The 22,458-nt window shown below is 60.7% G+C and carries 19 protein-coding genes and 1 pseudogene; 12 read left to right on the top strand and 8 right to left on the bottom strand.

The genetic code is table 11. The features are described 5' to 3' along the window. The first annotated feature begins 166 nt into the window (after positions 1-166). The 8 genes from ACWJKU_RS18650 to ACWJKU_RS18615 all read left to right on the top strand — a co-directional run bounded on the left by ACWJKU_RS18650 (position 167) and on the right by ACWJKU_RS18615 (position 12,149). Positions 167-559 (top strand): hypothetical protein, encoded by a 393-nt coding sequence (locus ACWJKU_RS18650; protein WP_454144802.1) that lies wholly within the window; start codon positions 167-169, stop codon positions 557-559. Continuing rightward, positions 520-2,202: an AAA family ATPase gene (locus ACWJKU_RS18645; protein ID WP_454144800.1), complete on the top strand. Its 1,683-nt coding sequence runs from the start codon at positions 520-522 to the stop codon at positions 2,200-2,202. The genes ACWJKU_RS18650 and ACWJKU_RS18645 overlap by 40 nt, the downstream gene beginning before the upstream one ends. Next, positions 2,199-2,759, top strand: coding sequence for a hypothetical protein (locus tag ACWJKU_RS18640; protein WP_454144798.1), 561 nt, complete (start codon positions 2,199-2,201; stop codon positions 2,757-2,759). The genes ACWJKU_RS18645 and ACWJKU_RS18640 overlap by 4 nt, the downstream gene beginning before the upstream one ends. Further along, a complete protein-coding gene (locus tag ACWJKU_RS18635; RefSeq protein ID WP_454144796.1) occupies positions 2,756-3,574 on the top strand; it encodes a hypothetical protein in 819 nt (272 codons plus the stop codon). Before ACWJKU_RS18640 ends, ACWJKU_RS18635 begins: the two co-directional genes overlap by 4 nt. 117 nt (positions 3,575-3,691) lie before the next feature. After that, positions 3,692-4,339: a hypothetical protein gene (locus ACWJKU_RS18630; protein ID WP_454144794.1), complete on the top strand. Its 648-nt coding sequence runs from the start codon at positions 3,692-3,694 to the stop codon at positions 4,337-4,339. Between the two features lie 1,097 nt (positions 4,340-5,436). Beyond that, on the top strand, positions 5,437-6,912 hold the full coding sequence (gene zwf / locus ACWJKU_RS18625; RefSeq protein WP_454144792.1) for a glucose-6-phosphate dehydrogenase: 1,476 nt from the start codon (positions 5,437-5,439) through the stop codon (positions 6,910-6,912). Between the two features lie 853 nt (positions 6,913-7,765). Continuing rightward, complete coding sequence (locus ACWJKU_RS18620) at positions 7,766-9,034, top strand: MFS transporter (RefSeq protein ID WP_454144790.1); 1,269 nt, start codon at positions 7,766-7,768, stop codon at positions 9,032-9,034. A gap of 199 nt (positions 9,035-9,233) precedes the next feature. Next, on the top strand, positions 9,234-12,149 hold the full coding sequence (locus ACWJKU_RS18615) for a bifunctional diguanylate cyclase/phosphodiesterase (protein ID WP_454144788.1): 2,916 nt from the start codon (positions 9,234-9,236) through the stop codon (positions 12,147-12,149). A gap of 125 nt (positions 12,150-12,274) precedes the next feature. On the opposite strand, the gene ACWJKU_RS18610 is transcribed toward ACWJKU_RS18615, so the two are convergent. Further along, complete coding sequence (locus tag ACWJKU_RS18610; protein WP_454144786.1) at positions 12,275-12,604, bottom strand: exosortase system-associated protein, TIGR04073 family; 330 nt, start codon at positions 12,602-12,604, stop codon at positions 12,275-12,277. A gap of 418 nt (positions 12,605-13,022) precedes the next feature. Between ACWJKU_RS18610 and ACWJKU_RS18605 the strand changes: the two genes are divergently transcribed. Continuing rightward, positions 13,023-13,334, top strand: a complete 312-nt coding sequence (locus ACWJKU_RS18605) for an RNA recognition motif domain-containing protein (RefSeq protein WP_454144784.1) — start codon at positions 13,023-13,025, stop codon at positions 13,332-13,334. Positions 13,335-14,062: 728 nt separating this feature from the next. On the opposite strand, the gene ACWJKU_RS18600 is transcribed toward ACWJKU_RS18605, so the two are convergent. Then, positions 14,063-14,719, bottom strand: a complete 657-nt coding sequence (locus ACWJKU_RS18600) for a hypothetical protein (protein ID WP_454144782.1) — start codon at positions 14,717-14,719, stop codon at positions 14,063-14,065. A gap of 178 nt (positions 14,720-14,897) precedes the next feature. Between ACWJKU_RS18600 and ACWJKU_RS18595 the strand changes: the two genes are divergently transcribed. Then, positions 14,898-16,352, top strand: coding sequence for an amidohydrolase family protein (locus tag ACWJKU_RS18595; RefSeq protein WP_454144780.1), 1,455 nt, complete (start codon positions 14,898-14,900; stop codon positions 16,350-16,352). A gap of 14 nt (positions 16,353-16,366) precedes the next feature. On the opposite strand, the gene ACWJKU_RS18590 is transcribed toward ACWJKU_RS18595, so the two are convergent. From ACWJKU_RS18590 to ACWJKU_RS18580, 3 genes are all read right to left on the bottom strand, one after another. Beyond that, complete coding sequence (locus ACWJKU_RS18590; protein WP_454144778.1) at positions 16,367-16,510, bottom strand: DUF3309 family protein; 144 nt, start codon at positions 16,508-16,510, stop codon at positions 16,367-16,369. Positions 16,511-16,605: 95 nt separating this feature from the next. Continuing rightward, positions 16,606-16,980, bottom strand: a complete 375-nt coding sequence (locus ACWJKU_RS18585; RefSeq protein WP_454144776.1) for a 3D domain-containing protein — start codon at positions 16,978-16,980, stop codon at positions 16,606-16,608. Positions 16,981-17,097: 117 nt separating this feature from the next. Further along, positions 17,098-17,649, bottom strand: coding sequence for an rRNA large subunit pseudouridine synthase E (locus ACWJKU_RS18580; RefSeq protein ID WP_454144774.1), 552 nt, complete (start codon positions 17,647-17,649; stop codon positions 17,098-17,100). Between the two features lie 72 nt (positions 17,650-17,721). Between ACWJKU_RS18580 and ACWJKU_RS18575 the strand changes: the two genes are divergently transcribed. Next, positions 17,722-18,648 (top strand): TrmH family RNA methyltransferase, encoded by a 927-nt coding sequence (locus ACWJKU_RS18575; protein WP_454144772.1) that lies wholly within the window; start codon positions 17,722-17,724, stop codon positions 18,646-18,648. Positions 18,649-18,686: 38 nt separating this feature from the next. Continuing rightward, positions 18,687-18,896, top strand: a pseudogene (locus ACWJKU_RS18570) (GDCCVxC domain-containing (seleno)protein); the annotation flags it as partial. Between the two features lie 86 nt (positions 18,897-18,982). Here ACWJKU_RS18570 and ACWJKU_RS18565 read toward each other — a convergent pair. The 3 genes from ACWJKU_RS18565 to ACWJKU_RS18555 all read right to left on the bottom strand — a co-directional run bounded on the left by ACWJKU_RS18565 (position 18,983) and on the right by ACWJKU_RS18555 (position 22,454). Beyond that, a complete protein-coding gene (locus ACWJKU_RS18565; RefSeq protein WP_454144770.1) occupies positions 18,983-20,038 on the bottom strand; it encodes a cytochrome-c peroxidase in 1,056 nt (351 codons plus the stop codon). 129 nt (positions 20,039-20,167) lie between these two features. Beyond that, positions 20,168-20,824, bottom strand: a complete 657-nt coding sequence (locus ACWJKU_RS18560; protein WP_454144768.1) for a c-type cytochrome — start codon at positions 20,822-20,824, stop codon at positions 20,168-20,170. 1 nt (position 20,825) lies between these two features. Continuing rightward, positions 20,826-22,454: a b(o/a)3-type cytochrome-c oxidase subunit 1 gene (locus tag ACWJKU_RS18555; RefSeq protein ID WP_454144766.1), complete on the bottom strand. Its 1,629-nt coding sequence runs from the start codon at positions 22,452-22,454 to the stop codon at positions 20,826-20,828. Between the last annotated feature and the right edge of the window lie 4 nt (positions 22,455-22,458).

Below are 22,458 nucleotides of genomic sequence, written 5' to 3'. Positions count from 1 at the left end.
GCGCTGATATATCGGAAGTGTATCAAGTCACATTCGATACGCTGGCCGACTGGTTCGCGAAACCGGAGATCGGCGGCAAAGATGGCCCTGCATGGTTGCCTGCCGATATTGGACACGGGCCGCGCAAAGGTGATCGCGTCAAGTCAGTATCGTTTCTGGTACTGACGTGGAAGCCGCTGCTGAGCCGGTCAAGGATGAAAACGGCGAACACGTCAAAGACAAGCACGGCGACATCGTCAAGCGCGTTACCGGGCCGGAACCGATAACACCCGATGAAATGCTGGCGGAGCTGTCTTTGCGTGGCTGGCGTGGGTTCGTGCATACCAGTTACAGCCACGGCGGGGCCATCTTGCCCGAAGGGGGAGCGCACCCGCGCTATCGGTTGGTGCTGGACATATCCCGCCCATTGCTGCCCGATGAGCTCAAACCCTTTGGCCTGCATGTTGCCGCGCTGCTGGGGATTGCCGATTGCTTCGATTCGGCTTGCCTTGAACCGGCGCGGCTGTTCTATACCCCAAGATGCAGGAGGAACGTGTTGGGTTATATCAGCGTGGGATAACAGTCGGCGAGCCGCTCGATGTCGATGCCCTGCTGTCTGAGGCGAGAAAGATCGAGGCCGCGCAAAAGGCGGCGCTGACAAGGCGGAGTGGCGAGCAGTCCGGCAGCGTGATCCGGGCATTCAACGATGCGAACGACATTGGAGCCATCCTCGAGCGAAACGGTTACATCGGCAAAGGCCGTAACCGCTGGCTTTATCCGGGTAGCACGTCGGGCCTGCCTGGGGTGCGGATGTTGCCTGATTCAATACCAAAGCGCGTCTATTCCAGTCATGACGGCGATCCGCTGAATGATGGGAATGCCCATGATGCCTTTGATTGCTGGCGCATCTTGGAACATGGCGGCGACATGACGCGAGCAGTCAAAGAAGCGGCGCGACTGATGGGCATGGATGGGCGCAAGGCGAGCGCAACGACACCGGCAAGGGGTGAGCATCAACCCGGCGACGATGACGCGCCAGCGGGCGAATATGCGCGGGACGTGAGTCTGATTCGAGCCAGTGACGTGACCCCCGAAGCGATTGCATGGCTTTGGAATGGCTGGCTGGCGGCGGGCAAGATGCACGTCTTTGGCGGCGCACCAGGCACCGGCAAGACGACAATCAGCATGGCATTGGCAGCGACCGTGACAACCGGTGGGCGCTGGCCGGATGGCACCCGATCCATTGCCGGGAACGTGGTGATCTGGAGCGGCGAGGATGATCCTGCCGACACACTGATTCCACGGCTGGCCCTATCGGGGGCCGATCTATCCCGCGTCTATTTCATTGCTGACATTCGGGAGGGCAACGAGCGGCGATCTTTCGACCCTGCCCGCGACATGGAACCGCTGCGGCGCAAGCTGGCAGAAATCGGCGGCGTGAAATTACTGATCGTTGATCCCGTGGTTTCCGCGATTGCCGGAGACAGTCACAAAAATGCGGAGGTGCGGCGCGGGCTGCAACCGCTGGTTGATCTGGCTGGCGCGATGCGCTGCGCCCTGTTGGGTATCACGCACTTTTCCAAGGGAACCGGCGGGCGTGATCCGGTAGAGCGATTGACCGGAAGCCTGGCCTTCGGTGCACTTGCCCGCGTGGTATTGGTGGCGGCGAAGCACCAGGAGGAAGGCGAGGACGGGCGCACCGTCCGGCTTTTCTGCCGGGCAAAGTCCAACATCGGGCCAGATGACGGCGGCTTTGAATACGACTTGCACCAGGCCGAATTGAAAACGCATCCGGGCATCTTCGCATCGTCCGTGCTGTGGGGTGATGCGGTGGAAGGCGCGGCGCGGGAATTGCTGGCGACGGCGGACGCGACCGGCGACGATGGCGGGGGCGGCACCCTGGCCGATGCCAAGCGCTTTCTTGCCGACCTGCTGGCGGATGGGCCGTTACCCGGGAAAACCATCAAGGCGGATGCCGATGGCGCGGGGTATTCCTGGGCGACGATCAGGAGGGCGCAAAAGGCACTTGGAATCGAGGCCGTGAAGGAAGGGATGAAAGGTGGATGGGTATGGCGAATGCCCGGACAGGAAGCGGCAAAAGCGATCCTAGAAAACGCGAAGATGCTCAAAAATGCCGAAGATGCCCAACAAAAAAAGGTGAGCACCTTCGGGGAAATTGAGCACCTTCGGGGTAATCCGGGCGCGGTGGAGGTGGAGATATGACCCCGGCGACCATCATCCGCGAGGCGCAAGCGGAAGGGGTGAGGCTGGCACTTTCCACGGCTGGAACCATCAAGGCAAGCGGCGACGGCGCGGCGGTGAATCGGTGGCTGGCCGTGATCCGCGAACACAAGACGGAAATTCTCGAAGTCCTGAAAGCCAGCACCAGCGACACGGCACCCCTGACCGACACCGAAGAAACGTCGATCCGGGCATGGCTGGCGCTGATCGAAAAAACCGACCCGGCGACCATTGCCGAAGTGATAGTGCAGTGCCAGCAGGATGCGGATGCAGGAGACTACTTCACCGGGCGGGCGGCGGCGGAACTGCCGAGGCCTGGCCCCTTCCCTGATGACCGGCGCACCTGCGACCAATGCGCGAACCTGATAGCCCGGCGATGCCAAGCGGCGAAGCGCGGCGAGATTGCGGCGAGCCGGAACTATGAGCCGATCCGCGACCTACCCCGGCGCTGCGAAGGCTATGCGCCTGGCGCGGCTGACACCGACCGGCGACCGGGCCGCGAACGCTGGCCGGGGCTGATTCAGAAAGAGGACGAATGATGACGACCATTGAAGCGGAAACGATCAACCAGGCGACCGTGATGACCCGCGACGATGCGGCACCCGTAGCGCGGGCGGGCAACTATGAGGCTGTGCGGTTCAATGCCTTGAAGCACGGCATTCTTTCCAAGCTGGCGGTATTGGCGCATGAAGATCATGCCGAGTTTAACGGCCTGCTGGCGGCGCTGATCGAGGAACACCGACCGGCGGGCATGACTGAGCGGCACCTGGTCGAAGAGCTTGCCACGATCATTTGGCGCAAGCGGCGGGTGTTGCTGGCCGAAGGCGCCAAGATCAACGAGGGATTGAAAGGTGCGGTGAGTAGCGCGGCATCGGTTATCAAGTCGGCGGCACCTTTCCAGCGTGGCATGGGTGTCGAGAATGCCGACCTGCGGGAATTCATGGATGCGACCCCGGAAGATACTGCCGAGCGCCAGCGGTATGCGGCGCTTGACCTGGCGGCAACGCAAAAGGCGGCGGCGATACTTCGCAAGGGCGGGCCGAATGCCTATGCCAAAGCACGCCGGGCACTGACGCAAGAGTCCCGCGACTGGTGGGATGAGCATATCGAGGATGAGGAACACCCGGCAACTGCCGAAGGTCTGGCCGAATTCATCCGCGACTCGCTGGAACCGCTCTGCTATCGCATGGCGAAGGAAGCCGAATACACCCCTGCAATCAAGGCGCAAACCTTGGGCGAAGGGCTGCAAGCGCACCGATTGAAAAATCTGAACAGCTACGAAACGCACCTTGACCGCAAATTTGAGCGGGCATTGGCTATGCTTTTGAAGCTGAAAGACCTTCGCGGCGCATGAAACCGGACATCATCAAAACCGGCGCAATGCCAGCAACGGCAAGGGATCCGGCAAGAATCGGAGGAAACGATACCGCCAACTTGCCAAATGATTTAGGCAAAATCGGAGCGTGAAGAAATGGGCGGCATCGGAAGCGGGCGGCGATACCAAAGAGGCAAAGACACGACAAGCAACATGCTATCGTTGGATATTCGCAAGCTGCAACGCGATGGCCTGCTGACACCGGGCCGGGCCTTCGGCCGGGAATGGACGGTCAACGGCGAAGAGGTGGCATCAATCCGGATGCGAACGGAAGTTGACCGCGTGATTCTCAGCTACCGAAGCCGGAGCAACGCCGGCGAGTGGCAACCGATGGAATACCCCGTCTATCTGGAATGGACGGGCCTGCATTTCGGCGGGCAGCGGGCGTGGTTCCTTTGCCCGGCGAGAGGATGCGGGCGGCGTGTGGCAATCCTCTTCGGCGGGTCAATCTTTGCCTGTCGGCACTGTCACAAGCTGGCCTATGAGTGCCAGCGGGAAACGGATGATGCTCGAGCGATGCGACGGGCAGACACGATCCGGCAGCGGCTTGGATGGGGAGCCGGGATAGCGAACCCGGAAGGCGGCAAGCCCAAGGGGATGCACTGGCGCACCTTTGAACGGCTGAAAGCCGAGTATGCCGCTTTCGCCAATGCGTCATGGGCAGGCATGGCCGAACGGCTTGGGCTGATGAATCGGCGGCTGGAAAGCTTGGGCCTTGAACCGCTTGATGACCTGGGCCGCTGAATCTGTTTCGCAAAATCGGGAAAAATGGGGGGTAACTTCCATTGGTGTGCCCAAATGTGTGCCCATGATGGCCGAGCGCAAAATACAAACCAAGTAACGGCGCGGCTTTTCTCGGGTTTGCTAGCTTCTGCATCGGCTCGAAATAGAAGGGAGCAGTTTATCCACTTAACCGACTGTTCAAATTTCTGAGGCCGCCTCTCTCTCGGGAATAGCAAGATTGTCGATCTGGAACCGCTCCGGAATGATTGACCGCGCCGGATTCGCCGCGAGCGGGCATTCGATCGGCAAAGCGCGGCTGACCGTAGTGGGGTCTTACTTTCGGTTCGACTCCGAAAAAGCGGTCATTTGTGAACGGCCGATATTAGTCAGGGTGAAGTGACCGGAATGGCCGAACTGCCAAAGCTCACTCCGCCGGCCTGCCCCTCTAATGGGCACCTCGAAAAACCGTGCACTTCGACCCACTCGGTGCGGACGGTTCCCATCGGATCGATCGGTTCCGCTCGTGCCGAGCCTGTCGAAGCCTGAACGGAGTCGGTTTTTCGAGATGCCCTAATGAGGACACTGGGCTCCCGATCGAGTTACGGCAGCCATCTAACCGATAGAAGAGTATTCCGGTCTTTTTTGTACTTGGCGAAATGTTTTGTTGGCGCAGGCAACCGCCCGGTTCGCCGAAGGGAGTGGGCATCATTGAGGGGACAACCTTCGCGTAACTCCGCTTCGCCACGGCCAGACCGGGATACCGTCGAAGGCAGAGCTAGAGGCGGTGTCTTCCCACCTCCTAAGATCGGACAAATTGTTGACAACAACTACCGACAATCGCATTGACATCCCTGGTAAGGCCCCCTTACCATCGGTCCGAACGCCACATTAAACGGCTGAGTTTCTTGGGATTTCTTGCCGGCGCTGTCCGCTAGGGAGCGGCTTTATATGCGGCAGACTCATTGCATCCGGCACAAGATCGCGAAAGCGCATTTTTGCCGTCGCTCGTAGGTTAAGTCGCATAAGGGACCCTGTTCCGGCGAAAACAGGGCGGCGTTTTATACGCTACTTTTCGTGACCCTCTTGCAACCCTAATCCGGCCTACGAGGATATAAACAATGAGTCAGCTCCCTTTTCCCTCATCCTTCAACTTGGTTTTTTTCGGCGGTACCGGCGATCTGGTGATGCGCAAGTTATTGCCGGCGATGTACCAGAGTCATAAAAACGGCCAACTGGGAGAGGCCGGCCACCTCTACTGTCTCGGGCGGCGCGATTACACTTTGGAAGAATATTGGGCCATTGCCGAGGAGAGGGCCCGCCAATTTCTGCCGAAGGCCGACTGGGACGATGAAATCTGGGCGGCTTTCCGCCAGCGTGTGATCTACGAAAAGATCGACGCCGAGAATCCGGAGCAATATGCCATTTTGAAGGCCCGGCTCGAAAAAACCCCGGCCGAGGTGAACGTCTTTTTCCTCTCGGTGGCGCCGTCCTTGTTCACCATGATCTGTGAAAGCCTGGCCCGGCAAGGCCTCACCGGGCCGAATTGTCGGGTGGTGCTGGAAAAACCCCTGGGACACGACCTCGCGTCCAGCAATGCCATCACCGAGGCAGTCGGCCGCCATTACCAGGAAAAGCAGATCTACCGCATCGACCATTACCTCGGCAAGGAATCGGTACAGAACCTGATGGCGCTGCGCTTCGGCAACGCCTTGTTCGAACCGTTGTGGCGCCGGCAATGGATCACCAATGTCCAGATCACGATTGCGGAGGAGGTCGGGATCGGCAGTCGCGCCGGCTTCTACGACGGCACCGGAGCATTGCGCGACATGGTGCAGAACCATCTGCTTCAACTGCTCTGCTTCGTGGCGATGGAACCGCCCTCCAGCCTCGATTCCGACGCGATCCGCAACGAAAAGCTCAAGGTGTTGGAATGTCTGGCCCCCTTCACTTCGGAGGGCGTTCATACCAATACGGTGCGCGGCCAATACCGCGCCGGAATCTGCGGCGGCAAACCGGTGCCCGGCTATCTCGAAGAAAGCGGCGTCCCTGCCGGCAGCAAGACTGAAACCTTCGTCGCCATTAAAGCGGAAATCGCCAACTGGCGCTGGGCCGGAGTGCCGTTTTACCTGTTCACCGGCAAACGCTTGCCGACGCGCCTCGCCGACATCGTGATCTATTTCCACGACGTGCCGCACCACATTTTCCCGCTGCCCAGCAACGGCTCCCGAGCCCCGGCGAAGCTGGTCATCCGCCTGCAGCCGGACGAATCGATCCGCCTTTATCTGAATGCGAAACGGCCGGGCCATTCCATGCAACTCCGGCCGGTCTCCCTGGACCTCGATTTCACCAGTAAATTCAGCGAGCGCCGGCAAGAGGCCTATGAACGTCTCTTACTGGACATCATCTGCGGCAACCAGTCGCTGTTCGTGCGCCAGGACGAACTGGAGATGGCCTGGCGCTGGGTCGAACCGATCCTCAACACCTGGGCCGCCGATCCCAAAGGCCCGGAATCCTACAAAGCCGGAACCTGGGGCCCCTCCGCCTCTGCCGAACTGTTGTCGCGCAGCGGCCATCGCTGGCACGAGGACGATTGAGCCCAAACGATTGCATCGCCAATTTTTGCGAACCCTTTTGGGACATCTCGCTCACCCAAAGGAGTAAATTGCGGCGACGAGCGATTGCCTTCGGCCCCCGACTGCCGCTCGTCTCGTCCGGACCCAAAAGCGGTCCGGACTCGCTTAAATCCAGAAACGGCAGTTGGGCGTGCTTGAGTGTGCGGCGGGCGGATCGGCTGGCAGGCCTGTCCTGAGCGAAGTCGAAGAGGCGCGACGACGCCGCGGGGTAGTCTCCGGCAAGAAGGAGCAACGCCGCCACGTAGCCCGCTCGCCGTGCAGTCGGGTGCCTAGCGGCTTCACCCAAAAGGTGAAATCGACGCAAGGCAGGACGTTTCGGACTCATCAGGCTTTTTCTAGGGCATCCAAGTGGTCAACCGCCGTTTCTAGGTTTATAGGTGCCTTTGAGCGGAGTGACTCTTTGGACGCGGGTTCCTCTATCCAAACGGAGGCCGGATTAAGCGTAGCGTTTCATGCAGCACATCCTTGGGCTGCGCTCTATGGGCGCTGGCGTGCGCCAGTTCGCCCGGAGCGAACTGGAACGTATGAAGCATGGCCCGAAGGGCGAGCCTCAGGGATGAGGCGAGTAAAAACGAATCCGGAATTTTTTCAAAGAATGATTCCGCTATTCCTGCCGAATCAATAAACTCTGCTTACACCTTCTTTATCTGCGCGGCTCCTGTACGCCATTGACCGGAACGATGAAGTCGAGCATTTCAAGCCTGACGCGGAATGGGGCTCGCGTTCCGAAGCTTTCGATGAAGGTTCCGCTACCGGGCAGGACAAGAATTCCATCCCGGTAATTCAGGCGCACTGACAAATACCCGCGAAATACATGTCTTTATCCACGACCAAAGCTTCCGCGCTTCGCCATCGCGACTTCACCCTTTACCTGTGCGCCCGCTTCCTCGGCACCGTTGCCGTGCAAATGCAAAGCGTCGCCATCGGCTGGCAAGTCTATGCGCTGACCGGCGATGCACTCGATCTCGGGCTGATCGGGCTTGCCCAATTCGCGCCCTTCGTACCGCTAGTGTTGATCGCCGGCCAGATGGCGGACCGCTTCGACCGCCGCCGCATCATCATGCTTTGTTTCGCGGTGGAAATGCTGTGCGGCCTGTTGCTCCTGGGATTTACCCTGACCGGCCTGAAAGTCGTGTGGCCGGTATTTGCCGTATTGGCGCTTTACGGATCGGCCCGCGCGTTCATGATGCCGTCCAGCCAGGCCATCGTGATCAATCTGGTGCCCGCCGAAAGCTTCGGCAATGCCGTCGCGCTCAGTTCATCGAGCTTTCAACTGGCAGTGATCGCGGGTCCCGCGCTCGGCGGCGCGCTCTACCTCGCCGGTCCCATGACGGTTTACACGACGGTATCCGTATTGCTCGCCCTCTCGGTGATCCTGATGCTGCCGATGCGCCGCCTTCCCTGGAAAAACGGCGACCGCGAACCGATGAGCTGGCATACCGTGCTGGAGGGATTGCGCTTCGTGCGCTCGCGGCCCGCCGTATTCGGCGCCATTTCGCTCGATCTGTTCGCCGTTCTGTTCGGCGGCGCCACGGCGCTGCTGCCGGCCTATGCCAGCGACATTCTCCACGTGGGCCCGACCGGGCTCGGCCTGTTGCGCACCGCGCCGGGAGCCGGCGCCGCGCTGACTGCGCTGATTCTCGCCTTCGCCCCCATCTCCCGCCACGTCGGACACTGGATGTTCGGCGGCGTCATCCTGTTCGGATCCGCCATCATCGCGGTCGGCCTGTCGACCAGCTTTCCGCTGTCCTTGGCAGCGCTCTTTTTATTGGGCGCCGGCGACATGGTCAGCGTTTACATCCGCCACATGCTGGTCCAACTCGAAACGCCCGATGCGATTCGCGGGCGGGTGAGCGCCGTCAACTCGGTGTTCATCGGCGCCTCGAACGAACTGGGCGAGTTCGAATCCGGCCTGACGGCCGCCTGGTTCGGCCTGGCCCCCGCGATCATCATAGGCGGAACGGTAACCCTGGCCGTCGCCTTGATCTGGATGTGCGGCTTTCCCGCCTTGCGTACGATGAACCGTTTTCCACAGCGCGCCTCCGAGTCGCCGCCTGCTGCAGGCAAACGGCGACGCCGCTGAAATCTCGCAGCGGACGCAGCCATCGCTTCAGGCAATACGAACTTCTACTTATCGTGCGTTATCCTTAGCGTTTTCCGCGATAACTTCGCCTCAGGCCCGTTCAGCACCACATCCATTCAAACGCGCAGCGATGGTATCCGTCTCTCAATCCACATTTAAGAGCGGGCGGCTTGCTTATCCGCTAGGTTTAGTCCTTTTCGTGGTCGCTTATTTCGCGGCGGCCAAACTCAGCCTGTTGCTGGCAACCGTCCACGTCAAGATTACGCCGATTTGGCCGCCGACCGGCCTCGCCCTGGCCGTTTGCCTCGCTTTCGGCCGGCGCTGGTGGCCCGGGGTTTTTCTCGGAGCCCTAGCGGCCAATCTCACGACCGGCCCGGTATCGCTCTCCGCCTTCGCTATCGCCGCCGGCAACACCCTCGAGGCCGTCGCCGGAGCGGCCTGGATGATCCGATTCATGAGCATCGACCGGATCTTTTGTACGGTCCGGAACGTCTTGCGGTTTTTGCTTCTGGGCGTACTGGCCGCTCCCCTGATCAGCGCCACCGTCGGAACTCTGAGCGTGATGCTGCTGGAGCCGAGCACATCCCTTTCGGTGTTCGATCTCTGGTGGACCTGGTGGCTCGGCGATGCGGGCGGCGCGCTGGTGGCGACCCCGCTTTTCCTGGCGCTGGCCGGCAAGCCGAAGATCGCCGGGCCGAGCGCGGAACAAGTACTCCACGCGCTGCTGACCACGCTGGTCTCGCTCTACGCCTTCGGCGGCTGGCTGCACCCGCACACGGATCATTATCCACTGGCCTTTCTCACCATCCCCGCATTGATCTGGGCGGCTTTCCGCTTCGACCCGCTCGGCATCGCGATTACCCTGGCCATCAACGTCTTGATCGCGACGGCAAGCACGGTCAACGGAATCGGACCCTTTTCCCGGTATCCGACAAACGCCTCTTTTCTGCTGCTCGATGCGCTCACCCTGATCGTCGGCGGCGCCACATACGTCATGTCGGCTCTCGTGGCCGAACAAAAAGCCGTTCAGGCGCTGCTGCGCGACCGGGTCGAAGCATCGGTGCGCCAGCTCGAAGAAGGCCGCGAGCGTTTCGAAAGCATCCTGACGAACATGCGCGACGCCGTTTGGAGCGTTTCCCCGGACACCGGCGAGGTGCTGTTCGTCAATAAGGTCGTCGAGGACATTTACGGCTATAAACCGGAAGAGTTCTACACCGGCCCGGAACTCCGGATGAACGCCGTTCACCCCGACGACCGCGCGCGGGTATATGAGGGGTTCGCCAATCTCCCGAAAGGAACCGGCTTCGACGCGGTGTACCGGATCGTCCGCCGCGACGGGGAAGTGCGCTGGATCCACGACATCGGTTATGCGGTCCACGACGCGGCCGGGCGCCACACCCGACTCGACGGCATCACCCGCGACGTGACCGCCGAAAAACTGATCGAAGCCGAGCTCCGGCTCGCGCAGGCGGCATTCGAGAACACTGCCGAAGGAATCGTCATTACCGATGCCGAAACCCGAATCATTGCGGTCAACAAGGCCTTCACCGCAATTACCGGCTATTCCGAATCCGATCTGCTCGGCAAGACGCCTCGCCTGTGGCAGTCCAAACGCCACAATGCCGCGATTTACAAAGAACTGTGGGCCGCGATCAGGACGACCGGCCAATGGCGAGGCGAGCTCTGGAACCGGCGCAAAAATGGCGAAATCTTCCCGGCGATCGAAAACGTCAGCGCGATTCGCGACCGGGACGGCCAAATTCTGAACTATGTCGCCATAGTGTCCGATATCAGCGGCGTCAAGCAATTCGAAAAACAGCTGTTCCAGCTCGCGCATCACGACGCGCTCACCCAATTGCCCAACCGACTGCTGTTCACGGATCGGCTGGATCATGCCGTGTCGCATGCGCATCGCGAGGGGCATCGGCTGGCCGTCCTGTTCATCGATCTCGATCGCTTCAAGAACATCAACGATAGCCTGGGCCATGCCGTGGGCGATCGATTGCTGTGCGAGGTCGCGTCTCGATTGACCGCCGCCGTGCGCGAGGACGATACGGTGGCCCGATTGGGCGGCGACGAATTCGTCGTCGCGCTGGAGCGTATCGACAGCCCCGAAGCCACGGCGGTATTCGCCGAAGCCTTGGTCGGCGCGCTCGGCGAACCGGTCCGGGTCGACGAGCACGAGCTGTTTATCACGCCCAGCATCGGCATCAGCCTTTATCCGGACGACGCGAAAAACACCGAGGATCTGATCCGGCACGCCGATGCCGCGATGTATCACGCCAAGCGGCTGGGGCGGAATCGGTTCCAGTTCTATAGCGAATCGCTAGCCCAGGAGATCCTGGAAAAAGTACATTTGGAAACCCGGTTGCGCCAGGCGCTCAAACGGAGCGAGCTCGAAGTCTATTATCAGCCCCAAATCGATCTGCTCGCGGGTTCGGTATCGGGAGCCGAGGCGCTGGTGCGCTGGCGCCATCCGGAAATCGGCCTGGTGTCGCCCACCAAATTCATCCCGCTTGCCGAAGAAAGCGGCATCATCTGCCAAATCGGCGAGTTCGTGCTTCGCCAGGCCTGCCGGCAGGCCAAAATCTGGCTCGATCGGAAACTTCCGCTCAAGCGCATCGCGGTCAACGTATCCGGTCAGCAAATGCTCGACACGGACCTGGTCGAGCTAGTGTCGAGCGCGCTGGCCGAAGCCGGTCTCGAACCGCGATACCTGGAAGTCGAAATAACCGAAACCATCGCCATGCAGCAGACCGAGAAAACCCTCAGCACGCTGCAAGGCTTGCGCGCGCTCGGCGTGAATCTCGCCGTCGACGACTTCGGCACCGGCTATTCGAGCCTCGGCTATCTGAAGCAATTACCCGTGCACCGGCTCAAGATCGACCGGTCTTTCGTCATGGATGTCCCGCACGATCACAATGACGCGATCATCCGGGCGATTGTCGCAATGGCCCGTTCGCTCCGTCTGGAGTTGATTGCGGAAGGCGTGGAAACGGCAGCGCAACAAGCTTTTCTCGCTGCCGAAGGATGCCAAATGGGCCAGGGATATCGTTTCGGCAAGCCTGTACCGCCCGCAGATTTCAGTTTCGAACCCCGCCAGGTGCCGAAGTAGCGTACGGACTGCCATGCACCGAGAACATGATCGGCCTACGCCCCGAATCGGCGAGACCTCGACCTTCCATCGTTTGCCTCAGACGCAGCAGAGGAGATCAAAGGCGCCGATCTCGCCGCCCCGGTCTATTCGAAATAGTCCCAGGGGTATTCCGGACGCAGAATCGGCCTAAAACCCGCGGGTATGGGGAAAGGCGCCGTCAAGAACTCGTAAACTCCCACCAGTTCGCGCGTCACGATCATGCCGACCCCGTAAGCCAAACCGATGGGAACGCCGATCGCGCCTTGTCTTCGCGTCTCCTTCACGATGTTGCCCGGCAGCTCCAGAAAGCCGGTAGTCATGCCGGCCAGACCCCGGCCGAATTTCTGCGCGGCGGTCTGCGCCTGGGCATCGGGAGCGGTCAGCGAGACCAGAGCGAGAGAAGCCGCCAGGATCAACGAGCGAGCTTTTTTCATTGTTTTTCTCCTGAGATTTTGGTCTCGGGGATAGAACATCCCCGCAGTCACGGTCGGGACGATTGTCATCTTTTGCCGGGTTTGCGGCAAGCGACGGCGGCCATCTCCACCGCCTTTCGTCCCTGAGCCGCTCCATGGAGGGGGAACTCTCGCGTCCGGTTCCTGGAAGGCGGAGCCGGCGCGGCATCCGTAGAAATACCCATAGGCAAAGCCATATCGTCATGCTAGAGTTCGATTGCCTGACATGTTCCTTCCGTGGCATTTGGTAACTCCTTCCCGGACCCGGCGTCGTTCTCGCTCCGCTCCCGAAGTCCTCGCCTCATACCTCAAGAAGTAACTCGCTAGGTTTGTCCTCGGCCTTGGAGGCCGGTTTGTTTGTTGACGTTCCGGCACGCGTCGGAACTGGAGTTATTTTCAAATGAAGAATATTTACGTAGGCAATTTGTCGTTCCAAACCACGGAAGAAGAGCTTCGCGGGCTGTTCGCCCAGTACGGCGAGGTTCAGTCGGTCAATCTGATCACCGATCGTTTTACCGGACAATCCAAAGGCTTCGGCTTTGTCGTGATGGATAGCCCCGGCGGACAGGAGGCCATCGACAAGTTGAATCAAACCCAGTTTGGCGGCCGCTCCATTACCGTCAACGAAGCGCGTCCCCGCGAAAACAACGATCGCGGCGGCTCTGCCCAGCGCCGCGGCGGCGGCTTCGGCGGTCAGCGTCGCGGTTACTGACCGGCAGCCGGAAAACGACTTGCGGAGCAGGCGGCCTCGAGCTTGCCTGCTCCTTAACGCCGGTGGGCCGGTTTTCAGTCGGCGATGGCGCCCGGATTGCGGGCGGAATGTTTTTGCGATTTGGCGCGATGAGATCCGCACGACTTTCGGCCGCTGCACGGGATCTGGCGGCGTGTCGTCGGTTTATTCCGGGGGAGACGGTCGCAGGAACTTGGCCGCGCCGGCAGTATCGAAAAGATAGACTTGTTTTTGAGCAATCGAGCCGTAGGCGAACATCCCTGTTCAAGGCCGACATCCGCTGTCACCGAGGCTTGAGCTTGGTCCGCTGAAGAATTCCGGATCAGAATGCCCCGACTCCCTTCGAGACACCCCGAATCCGTTCGGAAAATCCCTTTCCTGGTGCGATATCCCTTAGTCCGTTCGCGTTCCAAATCCTGCACGGAATATCCCTATTCCGTTCGGAACATCCTGTTCCTTGCGACGTCCCTAATTCCCTTCGCAATATCCTAATCCTTACCGGAACGTCCTGTTCCAGACCCGAAACCGGAATCTTGCGGCTCCCGGTTTCAGGTGGCTTCATTAAACGCGCATATCGGCCCGAGACAAATACGTACGCCTTCGTATGTACGCGGCGTTGACACGAACAAGGCCAAAAATCCGATTCGAAGGCCCGTCTTTCATTCTTTCTTTTTTCGGGAACGCCGTGAAAACCCGCGATTTTCCCGACCTCAAATCGTCTGAGGCCTGTTTCGCGGCTTCGTTTCGAGTGCCCGCAGTTTGTCCTCGAGTTCCTCAAGCTGCTGTTGCAGCTTCGGCAGCCAATCCTTTCTGACCGATTCTTCGGTGGCCGCCTGCGCTCTTTGTATTTCGTCCAATAACCGGGCCCATTCGTCCCGCAGTTTTTGCGCATCCTTCGATTCCGGCATCCGCCGCATGTCGGACCCGAAACGCTCCACCTGATCGCGGAGAATGCCCAGCCCCTGGCTAAAACCGCGTAAGATTTCGTCCAGCGGAAAAAGCGATGTCTGTTTTACCGAACCCCGGACCGTAGCGCCGTCCGTCAAAGGCCTATCGCCTGCCTTCCCCGGCAGAATCTCGACGCGGCGACGGTCGGGCCGGTCGGGATCTTCGTCGACCACGAAGCGGGCGCTCTGCGTGGCCTCCGAAGCAAACTCCGGCTCGATGGCGATTGCCGCGAGATAGCCGTTTTGCCCGGCCGACTCCATCGCGATAACCGTCCCCACCGGCCGATTCTCGAGTACCACGGCGTCGCCCGCCTGCAAACCGCCCGAAGCATCGAGCTGCAATTTCAGATTGAGCTGGTCGCGGACGCAGCCCAAGAGAAGCAGAATCAACGCGACGATAAAAATGTGCCTGATGGGCATGACGATATCTCCCGGAGGTGGTGGACATTCGGCCTGAAAAAGGTCTCGGCCGGGCCCCGCATGATAAAGCAAAGCTCGCAAGCCGGGCCGAAAATCGCCTATCGCCGAACAAAGCGTTTCGTCGCAAGTCTCATGGGTAGTGTCGGAATCGCGAACAGGTTCGCGCAAGGAGAACGTCATGGCTCATATCGATCCGGAAGGCAGGCGCCTGCCGATCAAACTGGATACCGCCACCAATGGCGAGTACCTGCCGATGCCGCTGACCGAGCCCGTCCACGTGGCGAAGCGGCTGGCTCACGAGGAAGTTTCGAAGGTTTCCCGACGGCTCGGCATGAGCCGGCGCGCTTTTCTGAAATCGGTATCCGGCGCCGCGACGACGCTGCTGGCCATGAATCAGGCTTTCGCGGTCTTTGGCCGGACCGGCGGCCGCTTCGAAATTCCTCCCGCAGCGGTTTACGAACCGGCGCTGGCCGAAGCCGCTCTGGGCGGAAAAGGATTCATCTTCGACGTGCAGGGCCACCACGTTAACCCCAACGGCCAATGGCGGCGGCCGACCAACCGCTGGACCTACAGTCTTCGCTTCTTTCCGCAGGCCGATTGCGGCGACGGCGCCATAGAATGCTTCTCGGCGGAGCATTTCATCCGTGAGGTATTCCTCGACAGCGATACCACTATGGCCGTGCTCTCCGCCGTTCCGGCGGCGCCCGGCGACGATCCCTTGTCCACCGAGGAAGCCGCCGCCACCCGCGCCACGGTAGAGGCCCTGCACGACTCGCATCGGCTGCTGATTCACGGGCTGGTCCGTCCCAACCTGCCGGGCGAGATCGATGCGATGTCGATGCAAAAGGAAAAATACGGCGTCGCCGCCTGGAAAACCTACACTCAGTGGGGCCCCTCGGGAAAAGGCTACTGGCTCGACGATCCCGACGTCGGCATTCCCTTCATCGAGAAAGCGCGGAGCCTTGGGGTGAAAGTCATCTGCATCCACAAAGGGCTGCCCCTGTTCGGGCTCGACCACGCCCATTCCACCTGCCGCGATATCGGCGTGGTGGCCAAACGCTTTCCGGACGTCGCCTTCATCGTCTATCACTCCGGCTACGAGCCCAAACGCAAGGAAGGCCCCTACGATCCCGCCAATGCCGCGGCCGGCGTGGATTCGCTCGTCAAAACCGTCCGAGACAACGGCATTCCGCCGAACGGCAATGTCTACGCCGAGCTCGGCAGCACCTGGAAGCTCCTGATGCGGGACCCCGACCAGGCCGCCCATGTGCTCGGCAAGCTCTTCAAATACGTGGGCGAAGACAATGTGCTGTGGGGCACCGATTCGATCTGGTACGGCAGCCCGCAAGACCAGATCCAGGCGTTCCGCGCGTTCCGGATCGCCGAACCTCTCCGGGAGCGCTACGGCTATCCGGAGATCACGCCCGAATTACGCGCCAAGGTGTTCGGCCTCAACGCCGCCAAACCCTACAACGTTTCACCGGAAGAAATACGCATGCGCACCCAGGCCGACCGCGTCGCCGGCATCCGCCAATCTTATCTGGAAGATCCCGAACCGAGCTTCGTCAGCTACGGCCCCAAGACGCGGCGGGAGTTTTTCGACCTGCTCCGGATGAAGGGCGGACCGCTGTAGCGCTTCCGGGAAAGCTACAACAGAATCGCCAGCAAAATAACGATCAAAACGATGGCCAAAGTTCCGCTCGGGTAATAACCCCATCCGCCGCTATAAGGCCACGCCGGCAGAAGGCCGACTATCAATAGGACCAGGACGATCAAAAGTATCGTTTCCATCGAAAAGGCTCCTCACAAAGCCCGTGCATCGAATTCCCGGCCGCAGCCCACGAGCGGGCCGGTTTCCGTCGCGAGGGAAAACGACGGCCTGCGGCCTACCACGAGATTCTGACTTTCCTCTCGCCCCACGCCAGAGCTTTTCCGACTTTTTTGCCCATATGAATATCGATGCGCTTTCTCCACCTGTCGTCCATCTTGTCCAGAACGACGAACACGCCCACGCCGTGGATTTTGACCTTCGTTCCGCAATCCAGCCCTATCTCGAACAGATCGCGGGAAACCGCGACGATTTTATTGCGGGATTCCATAGGCTCGTTGCAGGCGCCGATGTGCGGCGTGCTGTCGGTTTGCGCGACGATGGAATTGTAAGCGGTGGCGGTCACGGTCATCGACCTGGCTTGCAAGGGATCGGCCAGCCATAACGTCACGGCCAGCAGGAAAGCGCCAAACGAGGTACGCTTCGCATCCATACCCGTTACCTTCGGTTGGATCTTCCGGACCCGTTTTTCGGGTCATAATCCGATAGACACCGGCTCTCGCTCCGGGTTCGCCGCCCTCGACCGGTTCAACTCGGCGTACGGCCGCGCCTAGCGGGGCGGTTCGACGTCGCGCCATTCTCCCGGCTTCAGATCGCCGAGTGTCCAAGGCCCGATCGCCCAGCGAATCAGGCGCAAGGTCGGAAATCCCACCGCGGCGGTCATGCGCCGGACCTGGCGATTGCGGCCTTCCCGCAAAACCAGCTCGATCCACGCAGTCGGAATGGCGGCGCGATAGCGAATCGGCGGATGGCGCGGCCAAAGCCCCGTCGGCTCGTCGATGAGACGCGCCTTGGCCGGCCGGGTCGGACCGTCTTTCAACACGACCCCGCGCCGCAACCGTTCCAGGGCCGCCTCGTCGGGAAGGCCCTCCACTTGCGCCCAGTAGACCTTCGGCAACTTGTGGCGCGGATCGGCGATGCGCGCCTGCAAGCGGCCATCGTCGGTCAGCAAGAGCAGCCCTTCGCTGTCGCGATCCAGCCGACCGGCCGGATAGACGCCCTTGAGCGGTATGTAATCGGCCAGCGTCGCGCGGTCGTGGCCGCGATCGGTGAATTGCGACAACACGTCGAAGGGCTTGTTGAACAGTATCAGGCGGGACACGGTCTTGGTTCGCCTCGGGCGGCGCGGAATGGGTAGAATGGAAAACCGTAAAACTACTATGCGATGCCTTCCGTGTCCAAACCGAAAGCACCCCGAACGCCGGAGCGTCCGTCTCGGCAAGTACGAGCCCCGAAACGCCCACAGCCCCCCTCGGAGACATCGCCCGGCCACTCGCCCGAGCGCACCGTCAAAATCGCCGGGCTGCCCGCCGTCACGGCCTTGTTCAAGCGCGATCCCGATCGGGTTCTGCGGTTTTTTTATGAAGAACGCATGGTGCCGCTGGTGGGAGATTTCTGTGCGTGCATGGCTCGGCTCCGCCGCCCCTACCGCAGGGTGGACGCCGGCGAACTGGCGCGCATCGCCGGCACCGTGCTGCACGGCGGCATCGTCGCGGTCGCCGAGCCGCGGCCCATTCCGCCGCTCGATCTCGGCGAAGCCCATCGCTGGGCCCGAAGCGGGCAGCCCCTGTTCATCCTCGACGGCATCGGCAATTCCCACAACCTCGGCGCGATCGCCCGCACGCTGGCATTTTTCGGGTTTCGGAATCTGGTGATTTCCGATCATCCGGCCCAGGCCGGACTTTCCGAATCGGCCTATCGCGTGGCGGAAGGCGGACTCGAATACCTGCAAATCCACCGGGCGACGGCCTTGCCCGAAACATTGCGAAATCTGCGGCGAGACTACCGCGTCGTGGGCACGGCCTTGGGTCGCGGCGTTCCCTTGGAAATGCTGCCGTCGGATTCTCGCCCGGTGGCCTTGGTTCTCGGCAACGAGGAAGAGGGGCTTTCCGCCGCGACGCTTGCGGCCTGCGAGGCCGTCGTGAACCTGCCGGGTTCCGGTCAGGTACAGTCCCTCAACGTGTCGGCGACCGCGGCGATCCTGGCTTACGCCTTGCGATCGCGTCCGCATCCCGATACGACACGGCCTCCGCGCCGGACGAGTCCGCCTCGAGGAAAGCCGAGGGACGGCGGCATTCCGAAAAAACACCCAAGGAAATAGTTTCGGCTCAATGCCTTGATCGATTACCGCGAAGAGCTATGACAACATCGCCCAAGACTACATCGACGCTCATCTGTCCAGCATGCGGGTCCTCACGGGAGGAACGAATGCCTATCGATGCATGCGTGTGGTTCTACGAGTGCATAGGCTGCGGAGAGCTTCTCAAGCCCAAACCCGGACATTGCTGCGTCTTTTGCTCCTATGGCACCGTACCATGCCCGCCGGTACAGGTCACCGGTTCCGGTTGTTGCTCCACAATTTCTGACGAGAGCTTGCCGGAACCACTGCCGTCCCCCCGCTGTTGCAGCGGGGGGACGAGGCGGCACGATGCGGATTAATGCTTTACCGTCCCTTCGGGGGTAATCTCCACAATCGGCAAAGGCGTGTCCTTCGTGTGAGGCGGCAGCGCCGTCAACTCGATTTTCGGCTGATCGCCGGTCAGAGTCTTCAGAAAAGCGACGACCGAATCGATTTCCGGGTCGGTCAGCTTGGCGCCCAGTTGCGCCGAGCCCATGATCGCCACGGCCTGCCGTAGCTCCCATACCTGGCCGGAGTGGAAATAAGGCGGCGTCAACACGATATTCCGCAAGGAAGGCACTTTGAAGACGTACTCGTCGCTTGCGGTATGGGTGACGGTAAAGCGGCCCTTGTCTTTCAGCGGCAGGATTTCCGCGCCCGGCTTCTCGACGACGCCGAAGGGGAAATAGCCGTTGCCGCCGACATTGATTCCATTATGGCAATTCGAGCAGCCCTTGTTCATGAACAGCGCCAGGCCCTGTTTTTCGGCATCGTCAAGCGCTTTTTCGTCACCTTTGAGATAGCGATCGAACGGCGAATTCGGGGTGATCAGGGTGGCTTCGAAACTCTCGATGGCTTTCGCCAAATTATCGAAACCGACCGGATCGGACTCGTTCGGGAAGGCTTTCTTGAAGCGGTCGACGTATCCGGGAATGGTGGCCAGGGTTTTTTCGAGTCGCTCGGGCGTGTTGTTCATTTCCACGCTCGCCTGCAAAGGCCCCTTGGCTTGCGCCTGAAGGTCCGCCGCTCGCCCGTCCCAGAACTGGGCGATGTTGAACACGGAGTTCAGCACCGTCGGCGCGTTGCGGGGGCCTTTCTGCCATCCGTGACCGATCGAGGTCTGCTCCAGGTCGACGCCGCCCAAGGCGAGGTTGTGGCAGCTATTGCAACTGATCAGCCAGCTTCTCGAAAGGCGCGGATCGAAGAACAGCATCTTGCCGAGTTCGACCCTTTCCGGCGTTACGGCGGTGTTACGGATGGGAGGCGGCTCGGTCGGGATGGGCTTGAACAGAGCTTGCGCCTTTTGCATAAGCTCATCGGCCGCCCATGCGTTTCCTACCGTTAACAGCAGGCATAACAGTAATCTTTTCATTCTTGCTCTCCTTGCAAAATTCGAGTCGCCAGCGCAAAGCCCGGTGAAGCATTATCGGGTCGCCTTTCGCCGGCTCAAATGCGTTTTCTCAATCGGAACGCGAATGGCTCCGCGCCGCGGATTCGTTCGTCACCGACTCAAACCGCCGTAATACCGGGCCAATTGCCGGATCTCCTCGTCGCTGAGCTGCTGCGCGATCAAGCGCATGCGCTGGTAGATGTCGTTGTGCCGCGCGCCGGATTTGTATGCCAGCATCGTTTGTTCGAGATAGACGGCCTTTTGACCGGCGAGGGCCGGCATGTCCACGGCTTTGCCTTCTCCGGCGGAGCCGTGACAAACGGCACAGGGTGCGACGATGCGCTTCCCGTCGCCCCGGCTTACGATCTCGCGAACGGCGTCGGAAACTCCGCCCGTATCCCTTCCGGGAACCGCGGGCTGACGGCTATACCAGGCCGAGACGTCGGCCATGTCCTGGTCCGACAGGCCGGCGGTGATGCCGACCATGATTTCGTTCGAGCGGCTGCCGCTCTTGTAATCCTGAAGTTGCTTGTAGAGATAGGTCGCCGATTGTCCCTGAAGATACGGGAATTCGCTTTCGGCGTTTTCCGGCGTCGCGGCATGGCAGCCTTCGCAAGCCTGCGCGAGTTCCCGGCCCTTTCCGGGATCGCCGTTTTTGACGAAGTTCAGGACTTCCGGCGTCCAGGCCAGATGGGTCGAAGGCTCCGCGAAAATCCGGCCGTTGGCCGCCGCCAGCACGATCCAGGCGAGTACAAGCCGCTTTTTCATGTCAGTACCCCCACGGAACCGAGCCAAAGGTTTTGATCAGAAAAAATTGGACGATCGGGTAACCGAAGTTCGCCAGCATGAGCATGACTATCGCGATATTCCAGACGCGGAAGCCGTTCAACAGCGGATGCACCCGGATCACCGGATCCAGGGATTCGGCGTATTCGATCGTGTAAGTCTCCGCGGTTCCGGCCTCTTTCCGGCGATACGATTTTGCCAGAATGTAGACGAACAGCAGGGCCGAAGCCGTCAGTACGGTTCCCCCGACGACCATGATCAGCGCATAGGGATCCCACGCGAACGTGAGAGGGCTGTTGTAGACCACGGTCGAAATCCGGCGCGGCTCGCCGAGCAGCCCGAGAACATGCCAGGCCGTGGTCAGAATGACGAAGCCCCAAAACCACGACCACAGTTGCACGAGGACCATCTTGTGCGAATAAACCGGCTTGCCGGTCACGAAGGGCCAGAGGTAATAGGCGATGGCCATGTACATGATGATGGTGGTCCCGCCGAAGATGAGGTGGAAATGGCCGGCCACCCAGGCCGTGTTATGGACCATGGCGTTCAGTGCGTAACTGGCATTGACGATCCCGCCGAAACCGCCCAGCCCCAGCATCGCTCCTGCCAGAATGCCCGCCAGCACCATCGGGTTGCGCCAGGGCAGCGCCCCGATCCAGCCGAACAAGCCGGTGCCGCCCCTGATGCGGCCGGCCAGTTCCAGCGAGGCGATCACGGTGAATCCGGTCAGCAAGGTCGGCACGACCACAAGGAACGTGAGTATACCGTGAGACAGCTTGAAACCGGCGCTCTGTTCCGGATCCATGTAGAGATGATGGAAGCCGATCGGCAGGCTGAGCACCAACAGCATGACGAAAGCCGCGCGCCCCAGTTCATGGCTGAACAACTTGCCGCCCGCGGCCCTGGGGACGAAGCTGTAAAGCGCGATATAGGCCGGAATCAGCCAGAAATAGACGATCGGGTGCAGGGTCCAGGCGAACAGCGTTCGGGCGAGCCCGGGGTCGACCGTATCCGCCAGCCCCAGGGACCAGGGAATGAGTTGGAACACCACCTCCGCCGCCACGCCCGCGCTGGTCCAAAGCCACAGAATCGCATTGGCGGTGGTGGCGAACATCGGCAACGGGACCGGTTCGCCCGGATGGGCTTTTTTCCATTGCCCGTGCATGACGATCATGATCGCGCACCAAACCCACGATCCCGCCAGCAGCAGGGTCGCGCCGATGTAAAACAGCGCGTGGGCCTGCACCGGCGGATAAAAGGTGTACAGCACCGAGGCCCGACCCAGCAGCAAGGGAATCGCGGCCAAGCTGGTTCCGACCGTGCTGACCCAAAACCCGATCCAGGCCCATTTCAGATTCCATAACGGCATTTTCAGGCTGGACACGGCCGTGACATAGCCGAATCCCATGATGAAGAAGGTGGTCAACACATAAGCCATCAACACGCCATGCGTGCTGACGGAAGCGAAGTACACGCCGGGCGACTGAATCGCCGGAATCAGGCCGCTGCGCTCCAGCACCTGATAGAACCCCATGACCGCCGCCACACCGAAGGCGCCGAAAGCGACCGCGAAATGGCTCAGCGCGAGCTTTCTGATTTCGATATCCGCCATAAGC

Source organism: Methylocaldum sp. MU1018 (assembly GCF_053646775.1).
This window is presented reverse-complemented; position numbering and strand designations above follow the sequence as displayed.